Origin of the sequence: Kushneria avicenniae (assembly GCF_900112585.1) — a bacterium.
GTDB lineage: Bacteria > Pseudomonadota > Gammaproteobacteria > Pseudomonadales > Halomonadaceae > Kushneria > Kushneria avicenniae.
This window is the reverse complement of sequence record NZ_FOLY01000003.1, coordinates 395502-418676: the sequence shown is the minus strand read 5'-3', so window position 1 is coordinate 418676 and position 23175 is coordinate 395502. Positions and strand designations below refer to the sequence as shown.

General features: G+C 58.4%; 19 protein-coding genes. 10 read left to right on the top strand and 9 right to left on the bottom strand.

The window, feature by feature from the left end:
- Positions 1–33: 33 nt before the first annotated feature.
- Positions 34–1596, top strand: coding sequence for a nitric oxide reductase transcriptional regulator NorR (gene norR / locus BM079_RS08340; RefSeq protein ID WP_090132875.1), 1563 nt, complete (start codon positions 34–36; stop codon positions 1594–1596).
- Between the two features lie 350 nt (positions 1597–1946).
- Here norR and BM079_RS08335 read toward each other — a convergent pair whose 3' ends face one another.
- A complete protein-coding gene (locus tag BM079_RS08335) occupies positions 1947–2261 on the bottom strand; it encodes a TM2 domain-containing protein (RefSeq protein ID WP_090132873.1) in 315 nt (104 codons plus the stop codon).
- A gap of 252 nt (positions 2262–2513) precedes the next feature.
- On the opposite strand from BM079_RS08335, the gene BM079_RS08330 reads away from it, so the two are divergent.
- Positions 2514–3782 carry a hypothetical protein gene (locus BM079_RS08330; RefSeq protein ID WP_090132870.1) on the top strand — a complete coding sequence of 423 codons (1269 nt, stop codon included), beginning with the start codon at positions 2514–2516 and terminating at the stop codon, positions 3780–3782.
- 275 nt (positions 3783–4057) lie between these two features.
- On the opposite strand, the gene BM079_RS08325 is transcribed toward BM079_RS08330, so the two are convergent.
- The 4 genes from BM079_RS08325 to BM079_RS08310 form a co-directional block, all read right to left on the bottom strand.
- On the bottom strand, positions 4058–4486 hold the full coding sequence (locus tag BM079_RS08325) for an organic hydroperoxide resistance protein (RefSeq protein ID WP_090132868.1): 429 nt from the start codon (positions 4484–4486) through the stop codon (positions 4058–4060).
- Positions 4487–4548: 62 nt separating this feature from the next.
- Positions 4549–5004 (bottom strand): MarR family winged helix-turn-helix transcriptional regulator, encoded by a 456-nt coding sequence (locus tag BM079_RS08320; protein ID WP_090132866.1) that lies wholly within the window; start codon positions 5002–5004, stop codon positions 4549–4551.
- A gap of 204 nt (positions 5005–5208) precedes the next feature.
- Positions 5209–6042: an inositol monophosphatase family protein gene (locus BM079_RS08315; RefSeq protein ID WP_090132864.1), complete on the bottom strand. Its 834-nt coding sequence runs from the start codon at positions 6040–6042 to the stop codon at positions 5209–5211.
- Between the two features lie 121 nt (positions 6043–6163).
- Positions 6164–7318: an N-acetylmuramoyl-L-alanine amidase gene (locus BM079_RS08310; protein WP_090132862.1), complete on the bottom strand. Its 1155-nt coding sequence runs from the start codon at positions 7316–7318 to the stop codon at positions 6164–6166.
- A 267-nt stretch (positions 7319–7585) separates the two neighbouring features.
- Between BM079_RS08310 and BM079_RS08305 the strand changes: the two genes are divergently transcribed.
- The 4 genes from BM079_RS08305 to BM079_RS08290 all read left to right on the top strand — a co-directional run bounded on the left by BM079_RS08305 (position 7586) and on the right by BM079_RS08290 (position 10545).
- Positions 7586–8719, top strand: a complete 1134-nt coding sequence (locus BM079_RS08305) for an NADH:flavin oxidoreductase (protein ID WP_090132860.1) — start codon at positions 7586–7588, stop codon at positions 8717–8719.
- 78 nt (positions 8720–8797) lie between these two features.
- Positions 8798–9115, top strand: coding sequence for an ArsR/SmtB family transcription factor (locus tag BM079_RS08300; RefSeq protein WP_245742878.1), 318 nt, complete (start codon positions 8798–8800; stop codon positions 9113–9115).
- A gap of 258 nt (positions 9116–9373) precedes the next feature.
- Positions 9374–9808, top strand: coding sequence for a MarR family winged helix-turn-helix transcriptional regulator (locus BM079_RS08295; RefSeq protein WP_090132855.1), 435 nt, complete (start codon positions 9374–9376; stop codon positions 9806–9808).
- Positions 9805–10545 (top strand): siderophore-interacting protein, encoded by a 741-nt coding sequence (locus BM079_RS08290; protein WP_090132853.1) that lies wholly within the window; start codon positions 9805–9807, stop codon positions 10543–10545. Before BM079_RS08295 ends, BM079_RS08290 begins: the two co-directional genes overlap by 4 nt.
- Positions 10546–10548: 3 nt before the next feature.
- On the opposite strand, the gene BM079_RS08285 is transcribed toward BM079_RS08290, so the two are convergent.
- Entirely contained in the window at positions 10549–11526 is a 978-nt protein-coding gene (locus tag BM079_RS08285; protein WP_090132851.1) for a TDT family transporter, read from the bottom strand.
- A gap of 110 nt (positions 11527–11636) precedes the next feature.
- Here BM079_RS08285 and BM079_RS08280 point away from each other — a divergent pair, with 110 nt between their 5' ends.
- The 4 genes from BM079_RS08280 (at position 11637) to BM079_RS08265 (ending at position 18369) form a co-directional block, all read left to right on the top strand.
- A complete protein-coding gene (locus BM079_RS08280; RefSeq protein ID WP_090132849.1) occupies positions 11637–12542 on the top strand; it encodes a LysR family transcriptional regulator in 906 nt (301 codons plus the stop codon).
- 76 nt (positions 12543–12618) lie between these two features.
- On the top strand, positions 12619–14022 hold the full coding sequence (dcm, locus tag BM079_RS08275; protein ID WP_090132848.1) for a DNA (cytosine-5-)-methyltransferase: 1404 nt from the start codon (positions 12619–12621) through the stop codon (positions 14020–14022).
- A gap of 223 nt (positions 14023–14245) precedes the next feature.
- Positions 14246–15721 carry a site-specific DNA-methyltransferase gene (locus tag BM079_RS08270; protein WP_245742877.1) on the top strand — a complete coding sequence of 492 codons (1476 nt, stop codon included), beginning with the start codon at positions 14246–14248 and terminating at the stop codon, positions 15719–15721.
- Positions 15718–18369, top strand: coding sequence for a DEAD/DEAH box helicase (locus tag BM079_RS08265; protein WP_090132844.1), 2652 nt, complete (start codon positions 15718–15720; stop codon positions 18367–18369). The genes BM079_RS08270 and BM079_RS08265 overlap by 4 nt, the downstream gene beginning before the upstream one ends.
- A 208-nt stretch (positions 18370–18577) precedes the next feature.
- Here the strand turns inward: BM079_RS08265 and BM079_RS08260 are convergent, their stop codons facing one another.
- From BM079_RS08260 to BM079_RS08250, 3 genes are all read right to left on the bottom strand, one after another.
- Positions 18578–18892 (bottom strand): helix-turn-helix transcriptional regulator, encoded by a 315-nt coding sequence (locus BM079_RS08260; RefSeq protein WP_090132842.1) that lies wholly within the window; start codon positions 18890–18892, stop codon positions 18578–18580.
- Positions 18889–20265: a type II toxin-antitoxin system HipA family toxin gene (locus BM079_RS08255; RefSeq protein WP_245742876.1), complete on the bottom strand. Its 1377-nt coding sequence runs from the start codon at positions 20263–20265 to the stop codon at positions 18889–18891. The genes BM079_RS08260 and BM079_RS08255 overlap by 4 nt, the downstream gene beginning before the upstream one ends.
- A 172-nt stretch (positions 20266–20437) precedes the next feature.
- Positions 20438–22963: a membrane-bound PQQ-dependent dehydrogenase, glucose/quinate/shikimate family gene (locus tag BM079_RS08250; RefSeq protein WP_090132840.1), complete on the bottom strand. Its 2526-nt coding sequence runs from the start codon at positions 22961–22963 to the stop codon at positions 20438–20440.
- Between the last annotated feature and the right edge of the window lie 212 nt (positions 22964–23175).

Sequence of the window (23175 nt, the reverse complement as noted above, 5' to 3'; positions counted from 1 at the left end):
TCAAAATGACGATCAGGCAGGCGGAGTGTCGATATGACCATCTTTTCACGCGCGCTGCGCGAGCTGCTTGCCGCACTGAGCGACGGCAGGCAGATGGAGGCTCTGCACGAGCAGTGGTCACAGTTGCTGGCCGCGCTGGTGCGCAACTATCCGGCCGATGCCTGTACGCTGATGGTCAGCGTCGAGGGCGGGCTGCAGCCGGTGGCGGTGCTGGGAATGGGCAGTGAAGTGTGCGGTCGCCGCTTTCAGCTCGAGGCCCATCCGCGTCTGGCCGCCATCGCGGCGCATCCGCAGGTCTGTCGTTTTCCGCGCGACTGCCCTCTGCCGGACCCCTTCGACGGCCTGCTCGATGCCGACCTGACCCATGTCCATGACTGCATGGGCGTGGCGCTGCGCGACGGTGAGCGGCTGCTGGGCATGCTGACGCTCGATGCGTTGATGCCTGATCAGATGGCAGGCATTGACGATGATGAGCTGATGGCCACAGCGGAGCTTCTTGCCACCTGCCTGCGCCTGACCGGACAGCTGGCAGAGACCCGGTCACGACTCAATCAGGCGCTGTCGACCGTGGAGAGCGCGCCCCTGCCCGCCCCCGGCTGGCACAGCCCGGCCATGGCGCGACTGTTTGAAAGCATGGCGCTGGTGGCGCCGACCGATCTGAGCGTGCTGCTGCACGGAGAAACCGGCGTCGGCAAGGAGCGCCTGATGCGCTATCTGCACGAGCGCTCGCGGCGCTGCAACGGGCCGCTGGTGAAGGTCAACTGCGCCACGCTGCCGGAATCGCTGATCGAAAGCGCCCTGTTCGGCCACCGTCGCGGCGCCTTTTCCGGCGCCAGTTGCGACCATCGTGGCCACTTTGCGATGGCCGATGGTGGCACCCTGATGCTTGATGAAATCGGCGAGCTGCCGCTCTCACAGCAGCCGCGGCTGCTGCGCGTTCTGCAGGAGGGCGAGATTCAGCCGCTGGGCAGCGACCAGCCAGTGAAGGTGGATGTACGCCTGATCGCCGTGACCAACCGCGATCTTGCCGAGGAAGTGGCCGCCGGGCGCTTTCGCGAGGATCTCTATCACCGCCTGAGCGTCTTTCCGCTGCGCATTCCGCCGCTGCGCGAGCGGCGTGAAGACATTCTGCTGCTGGCCGGCCATTTTCTCGAGGACAACCGGGTGCGGCTCGGGCTTGCCAACCTGCGCCTGGACATCAGCGCCGAGCAGGCCCTGCTGGCCTGGCACTGGCCCGGCAACGTGCGCGAGCTTGAACACACTCTGAGCCGGGCGGCCCTGCGGGCCATGGGCGATGCACGCCCCGAATCGCGTCGCTCGGCGGTGGTTCGCATTGTCGGTACGCATCTGGATCTGTCCATCGAGGCTGCCACAGGCAGTGCTGGTCCTGCGGAAAATCGCTTATCCACACCTGCTCAAGCGCAACCGGCTGTGGATAACACGCTTTCCCTGCGCGAGGCCACCGATACTTTTCAGCGTTACCACATTGAACAGGTACTGGCCGCACACGATCACAACTGGGCCGCCAGTGCCCGGGCGCTTGGAATCGATAGCGCCAATCTGCATCGCCTGGGGCGACGGCTGGGACTTAAATAGGTATAAGGTCCGGAGCCCGTTTCAAAATCTGCTCTTGAATCGCTTGAGGCAGATTAGCGAACAAACGCGCAGAATCATGTTATAGAAAATTTTGAACCTACGCTCGCATCGCGTTACCAGCTCTCTAAACCTGCTGGCCAAGAAAAGTTAAAATCAAACACCTTATCTATCCATGTTGCTGGAGTAGAAAGCAGTTGTTAATGCTCGGCAAGTGATGCATGGGCGAGTATCTTGACGGCACATACCCGATGATAATGGTGCTCTTGTTCTTAACCATGCAAGGATGTTTGAATTCGTTCCGAATGCCGTTACCTATTAGTGATGGGCAGGGCTGGTTTTCGCAGCTTTAATTATTTAAACCAGTCCTTTTCAAAGCGTCCGTTCTTGAGTCTATACATCGATAGGCCGTACTTCAGATCCCTGCCCTTGGCGTCTTTCATCATTCCTTTTTCCCTTCCCAGAGAACAGAAAAATGCATCGAAAAGTAGTATCGCTGCATCGATGAACCACCATAGCAATAGACCGCCTAGAGTTAGTGCTTTTAATATCCCCGATTTCCATTTGCCTAGGTAAAATCGGTCAATGCCAAAGATACCAAAAAACATGGATAATATTAGCGCAAAGATTCTATTTTTCCTTTTGCCCTGAAGATTGTTGCTTTCCATTTTTTAGCCTGCATTTGAAGAGATAGAATCTTATTTTAGTGAAAAATGTTATATTGATCAATGGGCTCGCGTCAGCGATTTTGCTGGTGCCAGTTTTAACGTAAATGGCTGAATTAAGTGCGGTTTACTCTTCCGCTGATGGTCAAAAGTAAATGTTGGTCAATGAGCAGATTAAAATATTTTCTTTTCATTTTCTTACACTGTTTTTGTTCTATCATTTTTAAAAACCAAATGAATATTAATCTTTAAAGTATGGGTCTACTTCAACTTTTCGTTGCGATCATCGCAAGCTTTGTCATTCCCTTGGCATCTTTATTTGCTATGGTGCTACTGGGTTTTATTTTGAATAAAGTGGCTAAACGTCTCGGATTGAGAGAAGAGAAAAACTCAAAGCCGTTGCCCGGATGGGGCTACTTGTTAATTTTTGCTACGCTCGGCTCATTTGCATGGACAATTTACTCGCTACCCAATGCCGCCGAGCTTCGTCATATGATGGACAAGGTTTCAGGCTACAACACGACTCGCCTTGAGCTGACATTACGTGAAGACACCCCCGAAGCTCGGGAGGCATTAGTCAAATCACTAACGCCATTAATGCGCAAGTGTGGCCGTGAGATTACCTACCGGATGAAAGGTCGATATGGGACTCACGTAGAGCGCGATGAGGTGCCAAGTTTTTACCGTTTTCATCAAGGGCGGTTGGAGATTGTCATGGGCGGCGTCCTGCCCGGTGAATCTCTTTACATGACACGTGCGACGCTGGAGGCGCTGGGAGCGCGGGTGCCAGATACGGTGCAGGCACAATTGAAACTACGCAACCAGGTTATCGATGCTTTAATGCTGCTGCCATCGAGCGTAATCCATGCTCTGGATTCGGCAAAGGGTTTTGGCTCGGACCGATTTCTTCGTCAGGAATGCTCGTTCAGCATGGAGGTGCAGATTGATCTGGATGCAGTCTGGGACATGCTCTTTGGGCGTACATTGAGACCTGGTGTTCTGAATGGTGCGGTGCTTGAGAGCGATGCCAATGATTTTTTTAACAAGCAACCACTAAGGGTAGTCGGTTTTTCCGACGGCCATATTGAAGCCAATAATTCCGGTATCGGACGCCACCTGACAGGTCGCATATACCTGCTTCCCGAAAAAATCGACCCAGCGAATACACCTGACTGCGGTCGCGCCCTTGTCCGCTGGTCAAGCCCTGAGTTGCGTGCGGCACTGCTGAATGCGCTGCCAGGTAACCTGCCCAAATTGGTCAATCACGTAGAGCTTGAGCAAGAGGAGCGCTTCAGCCCTTGGTATAGCCGGGGTGGCTGGCAGACGGTGTTTCCTGAAGGAGCGGGTAAAGGGCAGCGCGAAGCATGCACCGCTGAGGAAAAGATTCACACTCGCACCATCGTGCACTGGATCCGCGCCGGATGTAACAGTGACTCACCCGATGAAACCAGCTGTGCTCGTCTAAAGCGGTTGCGCGATTCGGCACTGGAAAACGCCATGAATTGTTCGATCGGGAAAATCTAGAATAAAGCCTTGAGCCATGTATAAGTGATAGCCTTATTTAATGGCCGCATGGCCGCATGGCCGCATGGCCGCATGGCCGCAAGGGGTGCTGAACATGGACAGCGCCAATCTGCATCGGCCTGGTCGGCGACCGGGCCTGAAATACAAGGTATTCGGAGATGTGAAACGACAATGTTTCACGTGAAACATGTCGATGATCACATCTGGTGTCGCGATGTGAAAATGCCCGCCGGTCATGCCGGCGAGCATCCTGGTTCTACCCTTTCGAAACTTGCTTAAACCTCGACGTTGAGGCTCACGTCGATGTTGCCGCGGGTAGCGTTGGAATAGGGGCATACCACATTCGCCTTGTCCACCAGCGCCCGGGCCTGCGCATCGTCCATATCGGGGAGGCGGATCGTCAGGGCCACTTCGATGCCAAAGCCGGTGGCAATGGCGCCAATGCCGACATCGGCACCTACCCAGATATTGTCGGGCAGTCTGACCTTCTCCTGAGCCGCCACGTGCTTGAGCGCGCCCAGAAAGCAGGCCGAATAGCCGGCGGCAAAAAGCTGCTCGGGGTTGGTGCCGTTGCCACCATTACCGCCGAGTTCCTTCGGTGTGCTCAACACGACATCAAGCTTCTCGTCGGAAGAGACGGCGCGGCCTTCACGGCCGCCGGTGGCCTGCGCGCTGGCACGGTAGAGTACCTTTTCAATCGACATGGTCAGGGTCCTTTTTTAATTCTTTGGCTATTAAATAGCGCGCGATATAAACGGATAAAAAATCAGGCGTTATCCAGGCGCTTTTTCAGCGCGTTAAGCTGATCGCGCAGCGCGGCCATCTCCTGCGCCGAGCAACCGGCCGCCTGCTGAACCTGGGCGGGCAGTCCCAGCGCCTGGCAGCGCAGCGCGCGTCCCTTGTCGGTCAACGATACTTCAACCTGGCGCTCGTCCTCGCGGGCGCGTTCCCGCCGAACCAGCTCGGCCCCTTCCAGACGCTTGAGCAGCGGGGTCAGCGTGGCCGAATCCAGCGACAGGTGTTCACCGATGCTGGAGACGGTCAGATGATCGTCCTGCCACAGCACCTGCATGACCAGATACTGGGGATAGGTCAGATCCAGCCGCTTGAGCAGGCGCCGGTAGAGCTTGCTCATGGAGAGCTGGGTGGCATAGAGCGCAAAGCAGAGCTGCGACTCCAGCGCCATCATGGTCTCGTTATCTTCGGGAGTGTCGTTGATCATGGTTGTAATCTATATCGTGCGCTATTGAATGGCCAGCTATTTAAATTCATGACGATCATGATGACGGCCTCAAAAAGGCAATGATGACCACGGCGGTGTCATCACGGCGTTCATCGTGAGGACAAAAACGCTGTTTGAACAATAGCCTGGGTGAGGTATGACGCACCGGCGCGCCGTTGGGGCACGCGCCGGGCAGGGCGGGAATCAGTCGATGAGGAAGTCGAATTTTTCGCGCAGGGCGTCCCAGCTGTCCTTCGAGCTGGCGGCAATCATGCGGCCCTGATGAATGGTGGGGTTATAGGGCGTGCCGTCGAGCAGCGCCGCGTAGCCACCGGCTTCCTGCAGGATCATGATGCCGGCGGCGTGATCCCAGGGCATCAGCTTGGCGGTGAGCATGAAGTCCACAAAGCCGAACGCCATGGTGCGGTATTCATGGCAGGCGCAGCCAAAGGCCATCATGCGGGCAAAGTCAGGGAAGAGCCCGGCCAGATCGTACTGGGTCTCCTTCGGGAACAGGCGGATCGAGGTGGAGCCGACCATGTTCGAAAGCTTTTTGGTATCGGACATCCTGAGCCGTCGCTGCGTACCGTCGGGGCGACCGAACCAGGCGCCCTCCCCCTTGCGGGCCATGACCCAGTCATCGGCCAGCGGATCGTACAAAAGCCCGAACACGGTCTCGCCGCGGCTGACCACGGCCACGATCACGCCGAACTGGTTGAGGTTACGAGCGAAGTTCCAGGTGCCATCGATCGGATCGATGATGACCGCCATCTCGGCATTGGCGATGGTGTTCAAAAGCGTGGCGTCTTCGGCCACGGCCTCTTCGCCCACGATGGTGGCTTCGGGAAAGGCCTTCGCAACGCCCTGAGTAATGACCTTCTCGGCGCTCTTGTCGGCGATGGTCACCAGGTCATCCGGGCCATCCTTGGTGTCGATGGCGTCAGGATCGAGGCTGCGAAAGCGCGGCAGAATCTCGGTTCTGGCGGCGTGGCGAACGATGTCGATAAGCGTCTGGGCAGCGGCCTGATCCAGGGTCATGACGGGGCTCCTCGTGAACGGGGCAGGTGAAATGCCGCCGCCGGGGCAATGGTCATCAAGTCGGCGGCGGCGGATGGCCTATAGCATGGCGGTCATTGCAGGTGATCACCAGTGCCAATCATCAGGCGTACAGCGGATTGTCCCTGAAGTAGTCCCGAACGCTTTGATGCAGCGCCTCGGCCAGCGCTTGCTGGTGGCTGTCGGTGAGCAGTCTTCTGGCGTCCTGGCGGTTGGACATGAAGCCGTTTTCCACCAGCATCGAGGGGGTCTCGGGGGACTTGAGCACCGCAAAGGCGGCCGAGTTGACCTGGTGCTGATGCAGGTTGGTGACCTCCCCCAGGTTGTTCAGCGTGGTCTGTCCCAGCGAGCGGCTCGCCTGCATCGTGCCGCGCATGGAGAGTTCCAGCAGCGTGGACTGAACGTCGGGATTATCGCTGTAGATGCGGCTGTCGCGGGTCGAGGCGTAGCGGTCGGCGCTGTTTTCGCTCTCGGCCATCCAGCGCGATTCGGCCGAGCTCGAGCCGTGCTCGGAGAGTATATAGACCGAAGCGCCCGAGGCCTTTGTCGTCATGGCGGCGTCAGCGTGGATCGACATGAACATGTCGGCCTTCGCATCGCGGGCGAGCAGTACTCGCTGATGCAGCGGAATGAAGATATCGGTATCGCGCGTCAGCATCGGGGTGAAATCGGGATCACTGGTCAGACGCTTGTGCAGTCTGCCGGCGATGCCGAGCGCCACGTACTTCTCGTAGTCATCGCTCTGGCTGATGCATCCCGGGTCCTTGCCGCCGTGGCCGGCATCGATCGCGATGATGGCCGGTCGCCTGCCGCCCTCACCTGACGCAGCCTCACTGTGACGGGTAGTGGCCGCCGCCATCAATGGATCGGCGCCCAGATGAATACTGACCTGCTGCCCGCCCCGCGCCCCCGGCTGTGCCGTGACCTGCACCTGAGCCTCGTGGGCCAGATCCACCACCACCCGCCTTCCCGAGCCGTGCGCGCCCTGACGGATGTTTCTGACCAGCCCCGTGCCCCCGGCGATCGAACCGTTGGCAGCCACCTGCGACACCCGGGTCAGATCGATGACCAGTCGGGCAGGGCTGGAAAGGTTGAAGTAGCTGTAGTCGCTGCCGGGCGGCAGCTCCAGCGTCAGTAGCGCGGATTGATCATCGCCCTTGAGACGATAGCGGCTGCTGCGAACATCGTCAGCCATTACCAGAGCGCTCGGAAAGAGGGAAAGGACGGCCAGTGCCCCCAGCACTTCACGGCGTTTCATGCATGATCTCCCCGGGAATGCAGACCGCCCTGCCACGACATTGAAAAGTCAACATTGAACCATCGATGCGCTGGCGGTGGGCGGCCCTGTCTGCGGTAAAAGTGTTATTTAATAACATAAGGCTTTCAGGTTGATATCAAAAATTGTGTCTGTCGGGTGGTGCCGGCGCTCGTTGAGACACGCAATGACCGACGACGTTCGACTTGTCAGCAGGGGGAATTATCTGATAAATATATTGGTATATTTCTATATTAATAGGTTTAAGACATGACGACATCTGCACAGGCGCTGGCCGCCCCGCTGTTTGAACCCCTGTCACTGGGTCCGCTCACGATTCCCAACCGCATTGTCATGGCCCCCATGACGCGTAACCAGTCGCCGGGTGGCGTGCCGGGCGAGGACGTGGCGGCCTACTACAGAAGCCGCGCTGAAGGGGGCGTGGGGCTGATCATCACTGAAGGCACCTATATCGATCACCCCGGCGCCAACGGCTACCCGGACGTGCCGGCCTTTCATGGCGAGGCGGCACTGGCCGGCTGGAAGCGGGTCGTCGAGGGCGTTCACGCCGCCGGCGGCAGGATCATGCCGCAGCTGTGGCACGTCGGCCGCGAGCGCCGCCCGGGCGTCGAGCCGGACATGAGCGTGCCGGGTTTCGGGCCGATGTCGATCATCGAGGACGGCGTAGAGGTCGTAAAGGCGATGACCGAGCAGGACATGCAGGACGTGGCGGCCTCCTTTGCCCGCGCCGCGCGCGATGCAAAGGCGATCGGCTTTGACGGCGTCGAGCTGCACGGCGCCCATGGCTATCTGATCGACCAGTTTCTGTGGTCCGGCAGCAATCAGCGCAGCGATGAGTACGGCGGCAGTGTGGAAAACCGCCTGCGCTTCCCGCGGATGGTCGTCCGAGCGGTGCGCGAGGCGGTGGGGCCGGACTTCCCGATCCTCTTCCGCTTCTCTCAGTGGAAGCTCTCCGACTATGACGCGATCATTGCTGAAACCCCCGAAGCGCTGGGAGAACTGCTCAATCCGCTGGTCAATGAGGGCGTGGATATCTTCCATGCCAGCACCCGCCGTGTCTGGGAGCCTGCTTTCGAGGGGAGCAGCAAAACGCTGGCTGGCTGGACGCGCGAACTGACCGGCTGCCCGGTCGTGGCCGTGGGTAGCGTGGGTCTGGACAAGACCTTCCGCACCGGCCACTTTACCCGCACTGAAGATCCGACCTCCAAAAGTCGAGTTAATGTCGAGGAGCTGGCCATGTGGCGAGCGCGTCATGATTTCGATCTGATTGCCATCGGCCGCGCCCTACTCTCCGACCCGCAGTGGGCGCGCAAGGTGCGTGACGGGCGTCTCGATGAGCTGCACGATTTTGATCGCAGTGCACTCGACACCCTTGTTCGCTGAAGCGCACCGACCGGGCTGTCTCGGCAGTCCGGCCGTGAGCGCGTATACTGAGAGGGCCTCCATCGCCTGGCCCTGATCATGGATATCAATACGATTTTAAGTGCACTGGCCAACCCGGTGCGCCTCGACATTCTGTGCTGGCTCAAGGAGCCGGAACGTCATTTCCAGCCTCAGAAGGACGTGGCGCCCCCCGGCGGTATCTGTGTCAGCCATATCCGCGAGAAGACCGGCCTCTCCCAGCCGACCGTCTCGCTGTATCTGTCGACGCTGTCGCGCGCGGGGCTGGTGTCGTCCCAGCGGGTGGGTCAGTGGACCTATTACCGCTACGAGCACGAGGTGGCCGAGGCCTTTCTAAGCGCCCTCGGCGAGCGGCTGTTGGTCGACGGGTCGCAGTGACCGCGTGATGCAGGTCTCTACGGTCAGGCTGCCGGGTCACCATGGTACGGCTTTTCAGACAATGCCCGCCCTCTTCCAGGAGGCGGGCATTTTTGCGTGCGGTCAGCGCCTTCTGCGAAGCGAGAGATAAAGTATACGAAGCGAGAGATAACGCCGTTGATGCAGACTCACGGCGTCACTGCGATGCTTGATATAGTTGACACTATCAACCATTGGGCGGATCGTATCGAGCATCCCTTTCATTGACGGTCATGTGTCATGTCTTCTGCCGGTCACGCCCTTTTCGGGCTGTTACACGTCTACAAGCGTGCCCTGCGCGAGCGCTATCTCAAGGCCGGGATCACCCTGCCGCTGTCCCATCTGCGCGTTCTGCGAGAGATCGGCGGCCATCAGGGTGTAATGGCCCGTGAGCTGGCCGAGGCACTACTGCAGGACAAGGGGCTGATCACCCGTGTCACCCGCGAACTGGAGCGTGAAGGGCTCGTCGAGCGCCATCCGCATCCGAGCGACAGCCGCGCCGCGCATCTGCGTCTCAGTAATGACGGCCGAGCCCTGCATGAGCGTATCAACGCCATCGAGCAGGCCTGCGATGCACAGATGACGGCAGCCCTGAGCGACGATCAGGCCAGCGCCTTTATCAGGACCGTCAATGCCATGACCGAACAGCTCGATCGTCCACAGGAGAGCCCATGAGCCGCCCCACCCCCCGCGTGTTTACCGTCCTCGACAAGACCCTGATTACCCCGCACATGCTGCGCGTCACGCTTGGCGGCGACGGCATGGTCACCTTCCCCGAGGATCAGGCCGGCACCTACATCAAGCTGATGTTTACCCGCAACGATGGCACGTCGCTGATGCGTACCTATACCGTGCGCGCCCAGCGAAAAGACGCCATTGATGTGGACCTTGTGCTGCACGAGGACGGCGGCCCGGCGGCGCAGTGGGTCGAACAGGCCGTGCCGGGCGATACCCTCGAGATCGGCGGGCCCGGCCCACGCAAGCGCGTTGATCAAACGGCCGACTGGTATCTGCTCGCCGGGGACATGACCGCCCTGCCGGCGATCAGCGACAATCTGGAAAACCTGCCCGCCCACGCCCGCGGGCATGCCGTGATCGAGGTATTGAGCGAGGCCGAGGTTCAGCCGCTGGATAAACCTGACGGCATCCAGCTGCACTGGGTCATCAACGAACACCCGGGCGAGAATAGTGACGTGCTGATCAATGCGGTGCGCGGGATCTACTGGCAAGACGGCCGCCCCGCCGTCTGGGCAGCGTGTGAGTTCTCCGCCATGCGCAGGCTGCGCCACTACTTCAAGGTCGAGCGTGAGGTGGCCAGAAGCGATCTGTACATCTCCAGCTACTGGAAACTGGGCATGAACGAGGAGCGCCACAAGACCGCCAAGCGAGAGGACGCCGAGCAGGCCGGTTAAGGGTCAGCTGGCCCGAAGCGCGGCGCCGTGGCGCCGGAAGTACCCACTGGCGCCGAGATAGCGCAGGCTGACGTAGCCCACGATGACGGTGGCCACGATCACTTCCAGCGTGGCCAGCCCGTGAACGATCGCAATGCCGCGAGAATCAACCCCCTGGTGGGCCATCCAGTCGGCGGTTTTGGCCAGCGCCGTCGCGCCAATGACCATGGGAAAGGTAAAGGCGGCGTAGCCCGGGCTGAAGGGCAGCCGCAGCAGCCTGAAAAAGGCCAGATAGATCACCAGCGTCATCAATACGGCAAGGCCGCCCAGCAGCGCCACAAGCCATGAAGACGGTGCCTCGACCACCGTCAGATACCCGGCCAGCGACAGGCTGGCGGGGGCCGCCATGATGGCAATGGTCGGTTTGGCCGGCTCAGGAATCTCATCGGCAAACAGCAGCCGATACACCATTACCGGCAGCAACACGGCATACAACACCATGCCCATATACAGCAGCCCCAGGGCCAGCGGATGCAGTGCGGCCACGCCCGGGAAGGCCACATCGGCCACGATGATACCGACCGGCGGCACAAACCAGGCCGGCACCATATGGTGCAGTTCAAAGACCCTGAGGCGATGCTGGATGAAAGCCACCAGAAAACTCAGGTGAAGCGCCACCCCGACCAGCCACAGCGTGATGCCGACCGCCGGTGTGAGCCACTGCCCGGCGCTTTTCGAGATGACCATCAGCGCCATGGCAAAGGTGGGCACGACACTGCCCACCACCGGATGGGCCAGATCCACCAGCAGCGATCGCGGGTCACAGACGACTCGAGTGATGAGTATCAGCAGCAGCATGGAGGCCACGAGCGCGCCGCCCAGCTGTGCCATGCCGCCCAGAGGGGCGAAGCTCTCCCAGCTCCAGCCCAGGCTGGCGATACCCAGCGCCAGACCGGCCATCGGCGTCGGCGCTGTCCGGCAGTGCTGTAACCAAAGGGCCATGGCGGTGCTCCTCAAGGATGATGAGGGTATTTTATGGCCGTTCGCGCTATCGTTATATTTTAACTTTTATCACCCAACGTTAAACAGAATCTAACGATTGTGGAGGCCTCATGCGGCTTACCCTTCGCCAGCTGGAGGTGTTTCTGGCAGTCGCTCGGGAGCGAACGTTGACCGCGGCGGCAGCCTCGCTGTTTCTGACCAAACCGGCCGTGAGCGTGGCGCTGTCGGAGCTGGAAAAGCAGTGCGGCCGGACGCTGTTTGATCGCCATCGCAACCGTCTGCACCTCAATGATCAGGGCCGCCGACTGCTGCCCATGGCGGATGAGCTGCTGGCGCGCAGCCAGGCCATCGAACGGCTCTTTGATCACGACACGCCGGGCGGACAGCTGCAGGTGGGGGCCAGTTATACGATCGGCCATCAGCTTCTGCCCGCACTGCTGAACGATTTTCGTCTCGAGACCGGTCATCGCGATCAGCGTGTGACGATCGCCAACAGCGCGGCCATCTGTCAGGCGCTGGAATCGTTCGAGCTGGATATCGGCATGATCGAGGGGCGCATCGTCGATGAGCGCTTTGACGTTTTGCCCTGGTGTCATGATCACATGCGGGTGGTGGCCTCTCCGGACCATCCGCTGGCCCGGCGCCGTCGTGTCGAGCTCTCCGAGCTGGCCGAGCATGACTGGCTGCTGCGCGAACCGGGGTCGGGCACGCGCGAGCAGTTCATGCGTTTTATCGCGCCCGGATTGCCGCAATGGCGACTGGGGATGGAGATCAACTCGGCCGAGGCCATCATCAACGCCGCATCGGTCGGGCTGGGGCTGACCTGCGTGTCGGCGCTCGAGGTGCGCCACGCCCTGCGCGACGGGCGGCTGGTCGAGATCCCGATTGATCTGGAGATGACCCGCGAGTTCAGCCTGGTCCTGCATCGCGATAAATATCGAAGCCCCTTGATCGAGCGTTTCGTCGCCTTCTGTCTGGCGCGACGCGAGACGATGGTCCCCGGGACGCTGGTGTGACGCCAGGGCCTGGCGGTAACGAAGTCCAGCACCCTACAATGGCCTCCCCCGTGATGACCCTGACCCGCGAGCACCCATGACTCTGCTTTCACCGCAACTGCTGCCCCCGGAACTTGAAACCGAACGTCTCCCGTCCGGCGCCTGCCCCTATGACGCGCTGGAGGATGCGGCGCTGCTTTCCCGGGTGCTGGAGATCTTTGATCGTCGCGCGGTGGCCGGAAAGCTCTATGAAGTGAGTGCTCACTGGACCCACGAGGCGCTGACTCGTCATCTCAAGGCGGCCGAGCCATCCCCTCTCAGTGACGCCGAGCGGCGGGTACTGATCACCCTGCTGCCCGCGCCGCCGTCGCATCAGCACCGGGCCGAGTTCACCTTTATCGATCTGTTCGCTGGCATCGGTGGCATCCGTCAGGGGTTTGAAGCGGTCGGTGGTGAGTGTGTGTTCACTTCCGAATGGAACAAGTACGCGGTACGCACCTACAAGGCGAACCACTACTGCGACCCGCAGACTCACCGCTTCAACGAAGACATTCGTGATGTGACCCTCTCCGCGCGAGACGACATCGATGAAGAGACCGCCTACGCCCATATTCGCGAGCAGATCCCCGAGCACGACGTGCTGCTGGCGGGCTTTCCCTGCCAGCCCTTCTCGCTGGCCGGCGTCTCCAAGAAAAACGCGCTGGGGCGCAAGCACGGCTTCGAGTGTGACGCCCAGGGCACGCTCTTTTTCGACGTGGCGCGCATCATCGCCGCGCGCCGTCCGCCCGCCTTCGTGCTGGAAAACGTCAAGAACCTCAAAAGCCACGACCAGGGCAAGACCTTTCGCGTGATCTGTGAGGCGCTCGATGAGCTGGGCTATGACGTCGCCGATGTGGACGCCCCGAAGGGCCGAGACCCCAAGGTGATCGACGCCCGCCACTTCGTGCCCCAGCACCGCGAGCGCATCGTACTGGTCGGCTTTCGTCGCGACCTGAACGTGCATGAGGGCTTCACCCTGCGCGATATCAGCGCGCATTATCCTGCGCACCGGCCCACCTTCGGTGAGCTGCTGGAATGTGATGTCGATGACAAGTACGTGCTCACACCGAAACTCTGGCACTACCTCTACCAGTACGCCAGAAAGCACAGGGAAAAAGGCAACGGCTTCGGCTTCGGCCTGACCCGGGCAGAGGACGTCGCCCGCACGCTGTCCGCGCGCTATCACAAGGACGGCTCGGAGATTCTCGTCGACCGTGGCTTCAATGACGCGCTGGCCTTTGACGCCCCCGACAACCTGCAAAACCGCCCACGCCGCCTGACGCCGCATGAATGTGCGCGCCTGATGGGCTTTGATGCCCCCGGCGAGCGGCGCTTCGTGATTCCTGTCTCCGACACCCAGGCCTATCGCCAGTTCGGTAACTCGGTGGTGGTGCCGGTGTTTCAGGCCGTGGCGGAGATGATGAAGCCCAAGGTGCTGGCGGCGAAGAAGACGATCAAGTAGAAAAAAGCAGGAATAAAAGAATTTAATACGGATAAGTTCTTATTTAGAGTTGTTGAGATTTATACAGTTCGCTTTCAATCCTTTTAAGCTGTTCCTCATTTTCACTTGTAATTAATAGCCATCGAAAATGGCTTATAAAGGTAGATTTCAATCGATGCCTATACTGCGATGGTTAACCCGAGACGAAGACGTACGCGCCGCTGAGAAGGTGCCCTATCGCTTAATGGAAGAGGATCACGAGCTTGGCTATGGTGATCAGAATTCAGGAAACATGCTCATCCAAGGCGATAATCTCGACGCTCTGAAGGCACTACTGCCTTATTACGCGGGGCAGGTTAAATGCATCTATATCGATCCACCCTACAACACTGGCTCCGCTTTTGAGCACTACGATGACAACCTAGAACATTCCAAATGGTTGGCCATGGTGTGGCCCCGACTAGAGCTACTGCGTGAGCTGCTAGCTGAGGATGGTTCTATATGGATAAGCATTGATGACCGAGAAAGCCATTACCTTAAAGTCATTATGGACGAAGTTTTTGGGCGAAAGGGCTTTCTAGCGAATGTAGTGTGGCAAAAGCGCTACTCGCGTGAAAATCGCGGAGTTTTAGGTGATGCACATGAGCACATACTCGTTTACGTAAAAAACGAAACGCTGTTTAGAGCTAGAGCTAACAGAATCCCCCTAGATGAAAAGCAGGCAAAAGTTTATAAAAATCCTGATGACCCCCGTGAAACTGATCCCGCAAAGAGGTGGCGCGGGCTTCCAATGACTGCGCAAGGCTATCGTCCGAATCAAATGTACAAAATAGTCGCACCTAATGGGAAAGTTCATTACCCACCAGATGGGCGCTGCTGGTCGATGGTTGAAGAAGAGTTCAAAAAAAAATTGGCTGATAATAAAATATTCTGGGGTAAAAATGGAGATGCAGCGCCGAGTGTAATCCGCTATCTATCGGAAGTTTCTGGAGTCGTGCCTTGGACATGGTGGCCACACGATGATGCTGGACATACAGACGAGTCAAAAAAAGAAAGTATAAAAATATTTGGTGGCAGCAATACTGCTGACACTCCAAAACCAGAACGACTGATTCAGCGCGTACTACAGATAGCATCAAACCCCGGCGAACTCGTACTTGATAGCTTTCTTGGCTCCGGCACCACCGCGGCTGTGGCTCACAAAATGGGCCGTCGATATATCGGCATTGAAATGGGCGAGCACGCCGTCACACACTGTGTTCCCAGGCTCAAACAAGTCGTTGATGGCGAACCAGGCGGCATTTCTGAAGCGCAGAATTGGCAGGGCGGCGGTGGCTTTCGTTTTTATAAGCTTGGCCCGCCCGTTTTTACGGAAGATGGTCAAATTCAGCCCGACATAAAATTCCCGGTGCTGGCAGCGCATATCTGGTTTACCGAAACCAATACATCATGGGCAAAGCCGCATGACCAAACACCGTTCCTTGGCAGCCATAATGGCCATGGGTATGCCCTCTTATACAACGGCATTCTTGGGGACAAAGCTGCTGCCAATGGAAACGTACTGACTCGAAAGACGTTAGCCGTAATTCGTGCTGCGCAGGGCATTTTTGAAGGTCCCATGACCATTTATGGCGAGCGCACCATGCTTTCAGAGGCAACGCTTAGCGCTGAGAAGATCGAGTTCAAGCAAACTCCTTACGATGTTAAGGCGCGGACATGAAGCTAAAGAGTTATCAACAAGCCTCACTCGATACGTTGAAAGCCTACCTGGAAGAGGCGCGGGTGATTGGCCCGCAAGAGGCGTACAAAAAAATTACCGAAAAGCCTGAAATAGCGGCGCGGCTCCGAGGTTACTCAGCAAAATATAAACCGATTAAAACGCTGCCAGACACGCCTTATGTGTGCCTACGCCTACCCACCGGTGGCGGTAAAACAATTCTTGCTGCTCACTCGATCGGTATCGCTAAAGACGCTTGGGTAGAGAAGGACCTCCCCTTGGTGTTGTGGCTTGTTCCCACCAATACCATTCGTACTCAAACGGCGGAGGCCCTTAAAAACCCTCGACATCCTTACCGAAAAGCGCTGGACGAGGCATTTGGAGGGCGCGTTCGAATCTTTGATATCGGCGATTTTACTCAGATCAAGCCGCATGACCTGCGCTCTAATCTCTGTGTAGTCGTCGGCACAGTACAAACGCTGCGTGTAAGCAATACCGATGGGCGAAAAGTCTATGCACATAACGAAGAAATGGAGCCACACTTCTCGACGGTTTCTCCGCAAACGCCGGAACTAGAGCGCACCGAGAAGGGCAATATCAAGTTCAGTTTCGCTAATTTGATGCGCCTGCACCAACCACTGGTGATTATGGATGAAGCCCATAAGGCAGGTTCCCAACTCAGCCAAGAAGTTTATGAGCGTATCAATCCAACGGCACTCATCGAATTTACCGCCACACCTAAGGGATTTAATAATCTGCTTCACTCAGTGACCGCTCAGGAGCTGAGAGATGAAGAGATGATAAAAATGCCCGTGGTTCTGGACGAGGCCGAGACATGGCAAGGTGCGGTTAACTCGGCCATTTTGAAGCGCGCCGAGCTGCAAGAACATGCTGAGCGCGACCGAGACGCTTATATTCGTCCTATCGTGCTCTTTCAGGCACAAAAAAAGGGCGAAGAAGTTACCGTAGAGGTGCTAAAGCAGCATCTGATCGACAATGAGAATATCGATCCCACTAAAATTGCAGTAGCCACTGGTGCACAACGCGAATTAGACGGCATCAACCTGTTTAGACCTGATTGCCCTATCGAGTATGTCATTACGATCGAAGCGCTCAAGGAAGGCTGGGACTGCTCGTTTGCTTATGTTTTTTGCTCGGTGGCAAATATTCGTAGCTCCACCGATGCCGAGCAGCTTCTTGGCCGTGTGCTTCGCATGCCTTATGCACAGAAGCGTAGAGAAAAAGCGCTGAATAAATCCTACGCCAAGCTGGTCTCAAAACACTTTTCTGAAGCGGCTCATAGCCTACGCGATAAACTCGTAGATATGGGCTTTGAAGAGAGCGAAGCGGAAGACAATATCGAAGCCGAGCAGCTCGGTCTGGATGATGGCTTGTTTGGTCGACAGCCTCAGCCTGTCCCGACAATGAAGGCCGCTATTCAGGCTAGCGAAGAAGAAGCCCGCAAAATGAATACGGCCGTGCCGTTGAAAGTACAAGTGACTTTTGATGAGAGCGGCAAGAGCCACGTGGAAGTCAAAGGTTTCCTCAAGCCCGAAGAAACCGACACATTGATCAGCTATACCCCTGAATCTCTTAAACCTCAGCTTCAACAACGCATCAACGAGCATCATGCTAAGCACCAGCACGAGATACCGCCCTCACAGAAAGGAGAAACCTTCACGCTGCCTCGTTTGATGGCCAGTATGCAGGGAGAATTGGTGCTTGGTGACACAGATATTCTCATGGAACAGCATGAGTGGTTGCTTGCTGATCATCCGGCTCGCTTGGACGCGTCCGAGTTTAGTATCGTGGATACCACGAACACATTTGAAATTGATCTGGACGGCAATCGTGTGATCATTGGCTCTGGCGATGTCGCTGGACAGCTCTCCATGAACGTCGAAGTAGACGACTGGACTCCAAACAGCCTAGTGCAATGGCTGGATCGCAAAATACGCACACCATGGCTGAGCCAAACTGAACTACTGGCTTGGCTAAGTGACGTTGTAACTTATCTAACACGTGACCGCGAGATAAGCTTATCGCAACTGATGCGCTGCAAATTTATTCTCGCTCGCAAGCTGTCTGAAAAAATACATGCTCTCCGCCTAGCGGAGCGTAAGAAGGTTTACCAAGCCAGCCTGTTCGGGCCAAGCGCCCATATTGAGGTCTCTTTCGACCAAGGCTTTACCTTTTTCGATGATATGTATGCCGGTGTTCCGAAATATCGCGGCACCTATCGCTTCAAAAAGCACTTCATGGGGCCCGACGCTGTGCCCATCTTTGATTCCAAGAAGGTCAACGGCGAGGAAGAACAGTGTGCTTTCATGATCGATTCGCATCCAAAAGTAAAATACTGGACGCGTAACGTCAGCAGGCACCCCAATTCATTTTCGCTACCAACTTCCACCGATAAGTTCTATCCAGACTTTGTCGCCCTTCTTGATGATGACCGTCTGCTTGCTGTCGAATACAAAGGTAAAGACCGCACTCCGGAGGAAAATCGTGATTCACGCGAGAAAAACCTTATTGGCCAGCAATGGGCAAAGGCTTCCAATGGTCAGGCTTTATTTGTTATGACAACCATTGAGAAAGGCAATCCGAGAGATATTCATGTAGCCATTGATGAGGTTTTACACAGGGCACATTGAAATATCAATTGTGATTTTATGAAGAAGAAATATATATCTTGGATTGAATCCTTAACCTCATCGAATCTAAATTAAAAAAGCCCGGCAATGCCGGGTTTTTATTGTTATTAAGGGATTAGATTACTTACTCCGGCAGCACATAGGTCAGGGCGTAATCTCCCGCCGGCGTTTCCATAAAGTGATGGCCACGATCATCAGACCGCTGGTGTCAGGACGACTGATCCCGCTTTAAAAGCCGCTTTCGCAGCGCCGGGCTGCGCGGCAGGAGGCCGACGGTCAGCCCGAAAGGGCGAAAGGCGCGGTTCAGCAGCGCCAGCGATGGGCTGCCCTTGTCGGTTTCGATATCGGAAAGCGTGCGGCGGCTGATACTGGCAAGTGCTGCGTATTCGGTCTGGTTCATGCCCAGTACCTCACGGCGCAGTTTTTTGAGCACGGCGCCGGGTGTGGTTTTCCCGATCAAGAGCTGCTCGACCATCTCCAATAGCAGTGTTTCGCGCTCGGCCGACGTCAGGGGTTGTGTCATGTCAGCCCCCACTGCTCAAGGCGTTGATCCAGCCGGGCCAGACCGATCGCGGGGTGTGTCAGAATCGATTCCGGTACGCCGCGGGTGGCCAGCCGCTGTTCGAGGCCGAGCAGTTGCCTGGCCAGCGCTCGCAGCTCATCGATCATGGTGTCCTCCGGGACATGATGCGACAGCGCCCGTGCGATCGCCTGCCAGTCGAAGTGGCCGCCCTCTTCGTACGGTGCTCCCCAGCGGGTGGTGCGGATCACCCCCTCGGGGTCGGCTTTCATCGGGGCAAAATCGTAGATGGGCGCCAGGGTCATACCGTCCGGGCGCTTGATGAGCGCCGTATTGCGGCCATGGTTATCGGAGTTGCCAAAGACCACGTTCAAAAGGTCCCGTTTGACCAGCTCAATGACGACAGGGGCGGCCTCGAAGTCCGCGCCGGCTTCCGTGACGCGATATTGCTGACCGAGCCGCTCGATCAATGTCTCGATCACGTCAAACATGTTGAGCGCAGCGCCAGGACCTTTTTCCATGATCGAATAGAGGGATTCGAGCCCGAACAGGGTTCGTCGACCGTTCTGGAAGGCGACATCAAAGCGCGGCAGCCACAGAGAGGGATACCGCGTGCCCTCTTCCAGTCGCATGGTGCGGGTCTCGATGGTGTTCATCCCAAGGGCGGCCAGCTCCTGATAGAAGTGGTACTCGGCGCGCAAAATATCGCAATCGATGGCAGCCCTGCGGTTTCTCGGAAACTTGACCAGGTAATGATGATCCTGGCAGAGCGGATCGTCCTGCCAGGTATCGATCCACACCTCATCGTTGTCGTTACAGCGCAGTATCAGCTTGGGTGCTTCCCCGCCCGCGCCGGTCGCGCCGCCACTGGCGGCGCCCATTTGCTGGGCGTATTCAAGAAAATCCGTATGGCGTTCAACCACATCGCGTACCGGAAAGCGTAGCCGGGTCAGCTGGCCGGTCTCGGGTCTTGTCGGCACTGCTTCCTTGATACGCAGATTCCCAACCGGCGCGATGGTGCCGTGTCGTAGCAGTTCAGCATCCTGCGCGCCGGTGGAGAGATGTTCGATGCCCAGCTGCGCGATCCAGTAACGGCGGCTGGCGCCGGCCGGCATGATGTCATCGATAAAGGCGAACCACGGAGAGGCATGAAACTGCTCCATCAGGCGCACCGGGTAGTTGATGCCACAGGCGCACTCATCATCCTGTTCCATCCATGCCACGGCGTACTGCTGGTCATAGCCCAGCGTGGCGGTGCCGCTGCGCCCTTTTTCAGGTGCTGACAATGTCAGAGTGGCCGCGTCGTGCCATTGATCGTGATGAAAGATTTGAAGCGTCAGCAGCATGGCGCCCTCATTGAGCAAAAAAATGCTCATTGTGAAACCAGAAACACGATATTGAGCAAAATAACGCTCAAGGTAAACAGCTCCCGACTTTTTTGAGCGCTATTTTGCTCAAACTGTCAGAGTAAATCCGGTCCGCCTTGCACCGATATCAAAAAGCCCGGCAAATGCCGGGCTTTTGATGGTCACGAAAGCACTGCATCACTTACTCCGGCAGCGCGTACGTCAGCACGTAATCCCCCGACGGCGTTTCCATGAAGTGGTGGCCGGTGGCGACGATCATCAGATACTCGCGGCCGTTGGCTTCATACACCAGCGGATTGGCCTGGCCACCGGCCGGTAGCGGCGCGCTCCAGAGCGTTTCACCGCTTTCGATGTCGATGGCCCGAATCAGATCGTCGGTCGCCGCGGCAATGAAGATCAGGCCGCCGGCGGTGACGGCCGAGCCGCCGTTGTTGGGCGTGCCGATGTTGATCGGCAGGCCCGAGCGGATCCCCCAGGGGCCGTTGGCGCGTGCGGTGCCCAGCGGGCGGTCCCACAGCGTGTTGCCGGAGGCCACATCGACGGCGCGGATATGACCGTAGGGCGGCTCCTTGCAGAGCAGACCGGTGAAGGGCACGCGCCAGCCGGCGTTGACGTTGACGGCGTAGGGCGTGTTGGCCTGCGGGTCGCCCGCGCCTTCGGCACCGCCGTCGTCGCTTGCCATCTCCTCGCGCGGTTTCCAGCCGTACTCGTTGGCCTTCTCGCGCGGTACCAGAATGTTGTAGTTGGGCATGTCGTTGTAGTTGGCGATCAGCACGCCGCGGTTGGGGTCGATTGCGATGCTGCCCCAGTCCGAGCCGCCGTTGTAGCCGGTGTATTCGACCCAGTGGCGATCGGCGGTGGGCGGTGTGTACATGCCCTCATAGCTGGCGTTCTGGAACTGGATGCGACAGAACATCTGATCAAAGGGCGACATGCCCCACATGTCGCGCTCGGTCAGCTCGGGCTGTTGCAGGGTGTGATAGAGCGAGTAGGGCTGGGTTTTCGAGCGCTGCTCGGGCTCCACGCCGCCCTGCGGGACCGGACGCTCCTCGGCGCCGCCGCCAAGCAGTTCGCCGCTGCGCCGATCAAAGACATAGATGCCGCCCTGCTTGGTCGGCATGACCACCGCCGGCACGCGGCCATTGTCGGTAGGAAAGTCGATCAGGGTCGGCTGTGAGCCGGGATCGTAGTCCCAGACATCCTTGTGCGCGGTCTGGAATTTCCACTTCGGCAGTCCGGTCGTGACATCCAGCGCCACCAGCGAGCTGGCCCATTCATTCTCGGCCGGCGTGCGCGAGCTGCTCCAGTAGTCCGCCGCCGAGTTGGCCATCGGCAGATAGACCAGCCCCAGCTGGTTGTCGCCCACGGCGGTGGTCCACATGTTGGGGGATCCGCGCACGTAGGTGTCATCGCCGCTGAGTGGTTCGCTTTGATCCGGGCGGCCGGCATCCCAGGCCCACTCGAGTTCACCGGTCACGGCGTTATAGCCTTTGATCACACCGGAGGGCGGATAGCGACGCTGACCGTCGAGCACCTGATGGCCGGTCACCAGCACGTTATCGACGATCACCGGCGCCGAGTTGATGGAGACATAGCCCGGCGGTGTCTCGCCCATGTTCTGTTTGATATCGACCTGGCCGTTGTCGCCAAAGTCGGTACAGGGCTGGCCCGTATCGGCATCCACGGCAATGATGCGACCATCCAGCGTGCCCGAGAAAATGCGCGTGCGGCACTGCTGCGCGGTGTCATTCGACGAGGCCTCTGCAACGGTAGTGTCTGATCGGTCATCAGAGCCCACGGCGCTGTCGTCGCCCGGGGCCGCCGGACGGTTCGTATCGATGCTTTCATCCTGTGCCGGGGCGTTCTCCGGCACCTGATAGTACGTCACGCCGCGGCAGGCGGCCGTGTAGGGGATGGCGTCTTCCGAGACCTGCGGGTCATGGCGCCAGCGCTCTTCACCGGTGGCGGCGTCCAGCGAGATCAGGATGTTGCGCGAGGTGCACAGATAGACGCTGTCGCCGACCTTCAGCGGCGTGGTCTCGGCGCCCCAGCGATGATCAAGCAGATCCCCGGTACGATAGGTCCAGGCCGGTTCGAGCTGGCTGACGTTGTCGGGGGTGATTTGATCCAGCGAGGTATAGCGGGTGGCGGCATTGTCGCCGCCGTAAGCGGCCCAGTCGCCGCGCGCCGGCTGATCGGCAGGCTGGGCGTTGCCGGTATTCGTGGCAAGCGACGCCGACTGCGGCCCGGGCACGTCACCGGAGTGCGAGAAATTATGCGGCAAAAAGGCCAGCGCACCGGCACCGGCCAGCACCAGCGTCAGCCCGCCGGCGGTGACAAACGAGGCGCGACGCGACGCACTGTCAGACGTTTTGTACGCCACCAGAGCGACCAGAATGCCCAGGATCAGGATCACGTCCATACGCGGGATCCAGCGCCAGTAATCCAGTCCCGACTCCCAGGCCGCCCAGATCAGCGAGCCGATAAAGACCACCGCGTAGAGCACTACCCCGGCGCGGCGCTGCATGATCAAAAGTCCTCCGGACAGCAGCATGCCGATGCCGGCCAGCAGGTAATACCAGGAGCCGCCGACGATGGCCAGCCAGGCGCCGCCGATGGTCATGGCAAGGCCCACCAGCGCGACCAGCGCCCCGACCAGTAACAACGCGACATCGCGCCGATGGTCATTTCCTGAAGATGTTCCCATGTCGCTCTCCCTTGCGCTTGTCGTTATTCGGACAAACTTGTTTACCGCTTAATGATGTTCCCGTTATGACAGCCTGGTCGCATTTCCGGTAAACACAAATTGGATCAAGGTGTGAGATCACAGCATGGGCCTGCCCCCCACCCTGAACGGACGGGGGAACTGATGAATGGCGCTGGCGGTTTTTAGAGGATCAAATGGAAAAACAGAGGGGC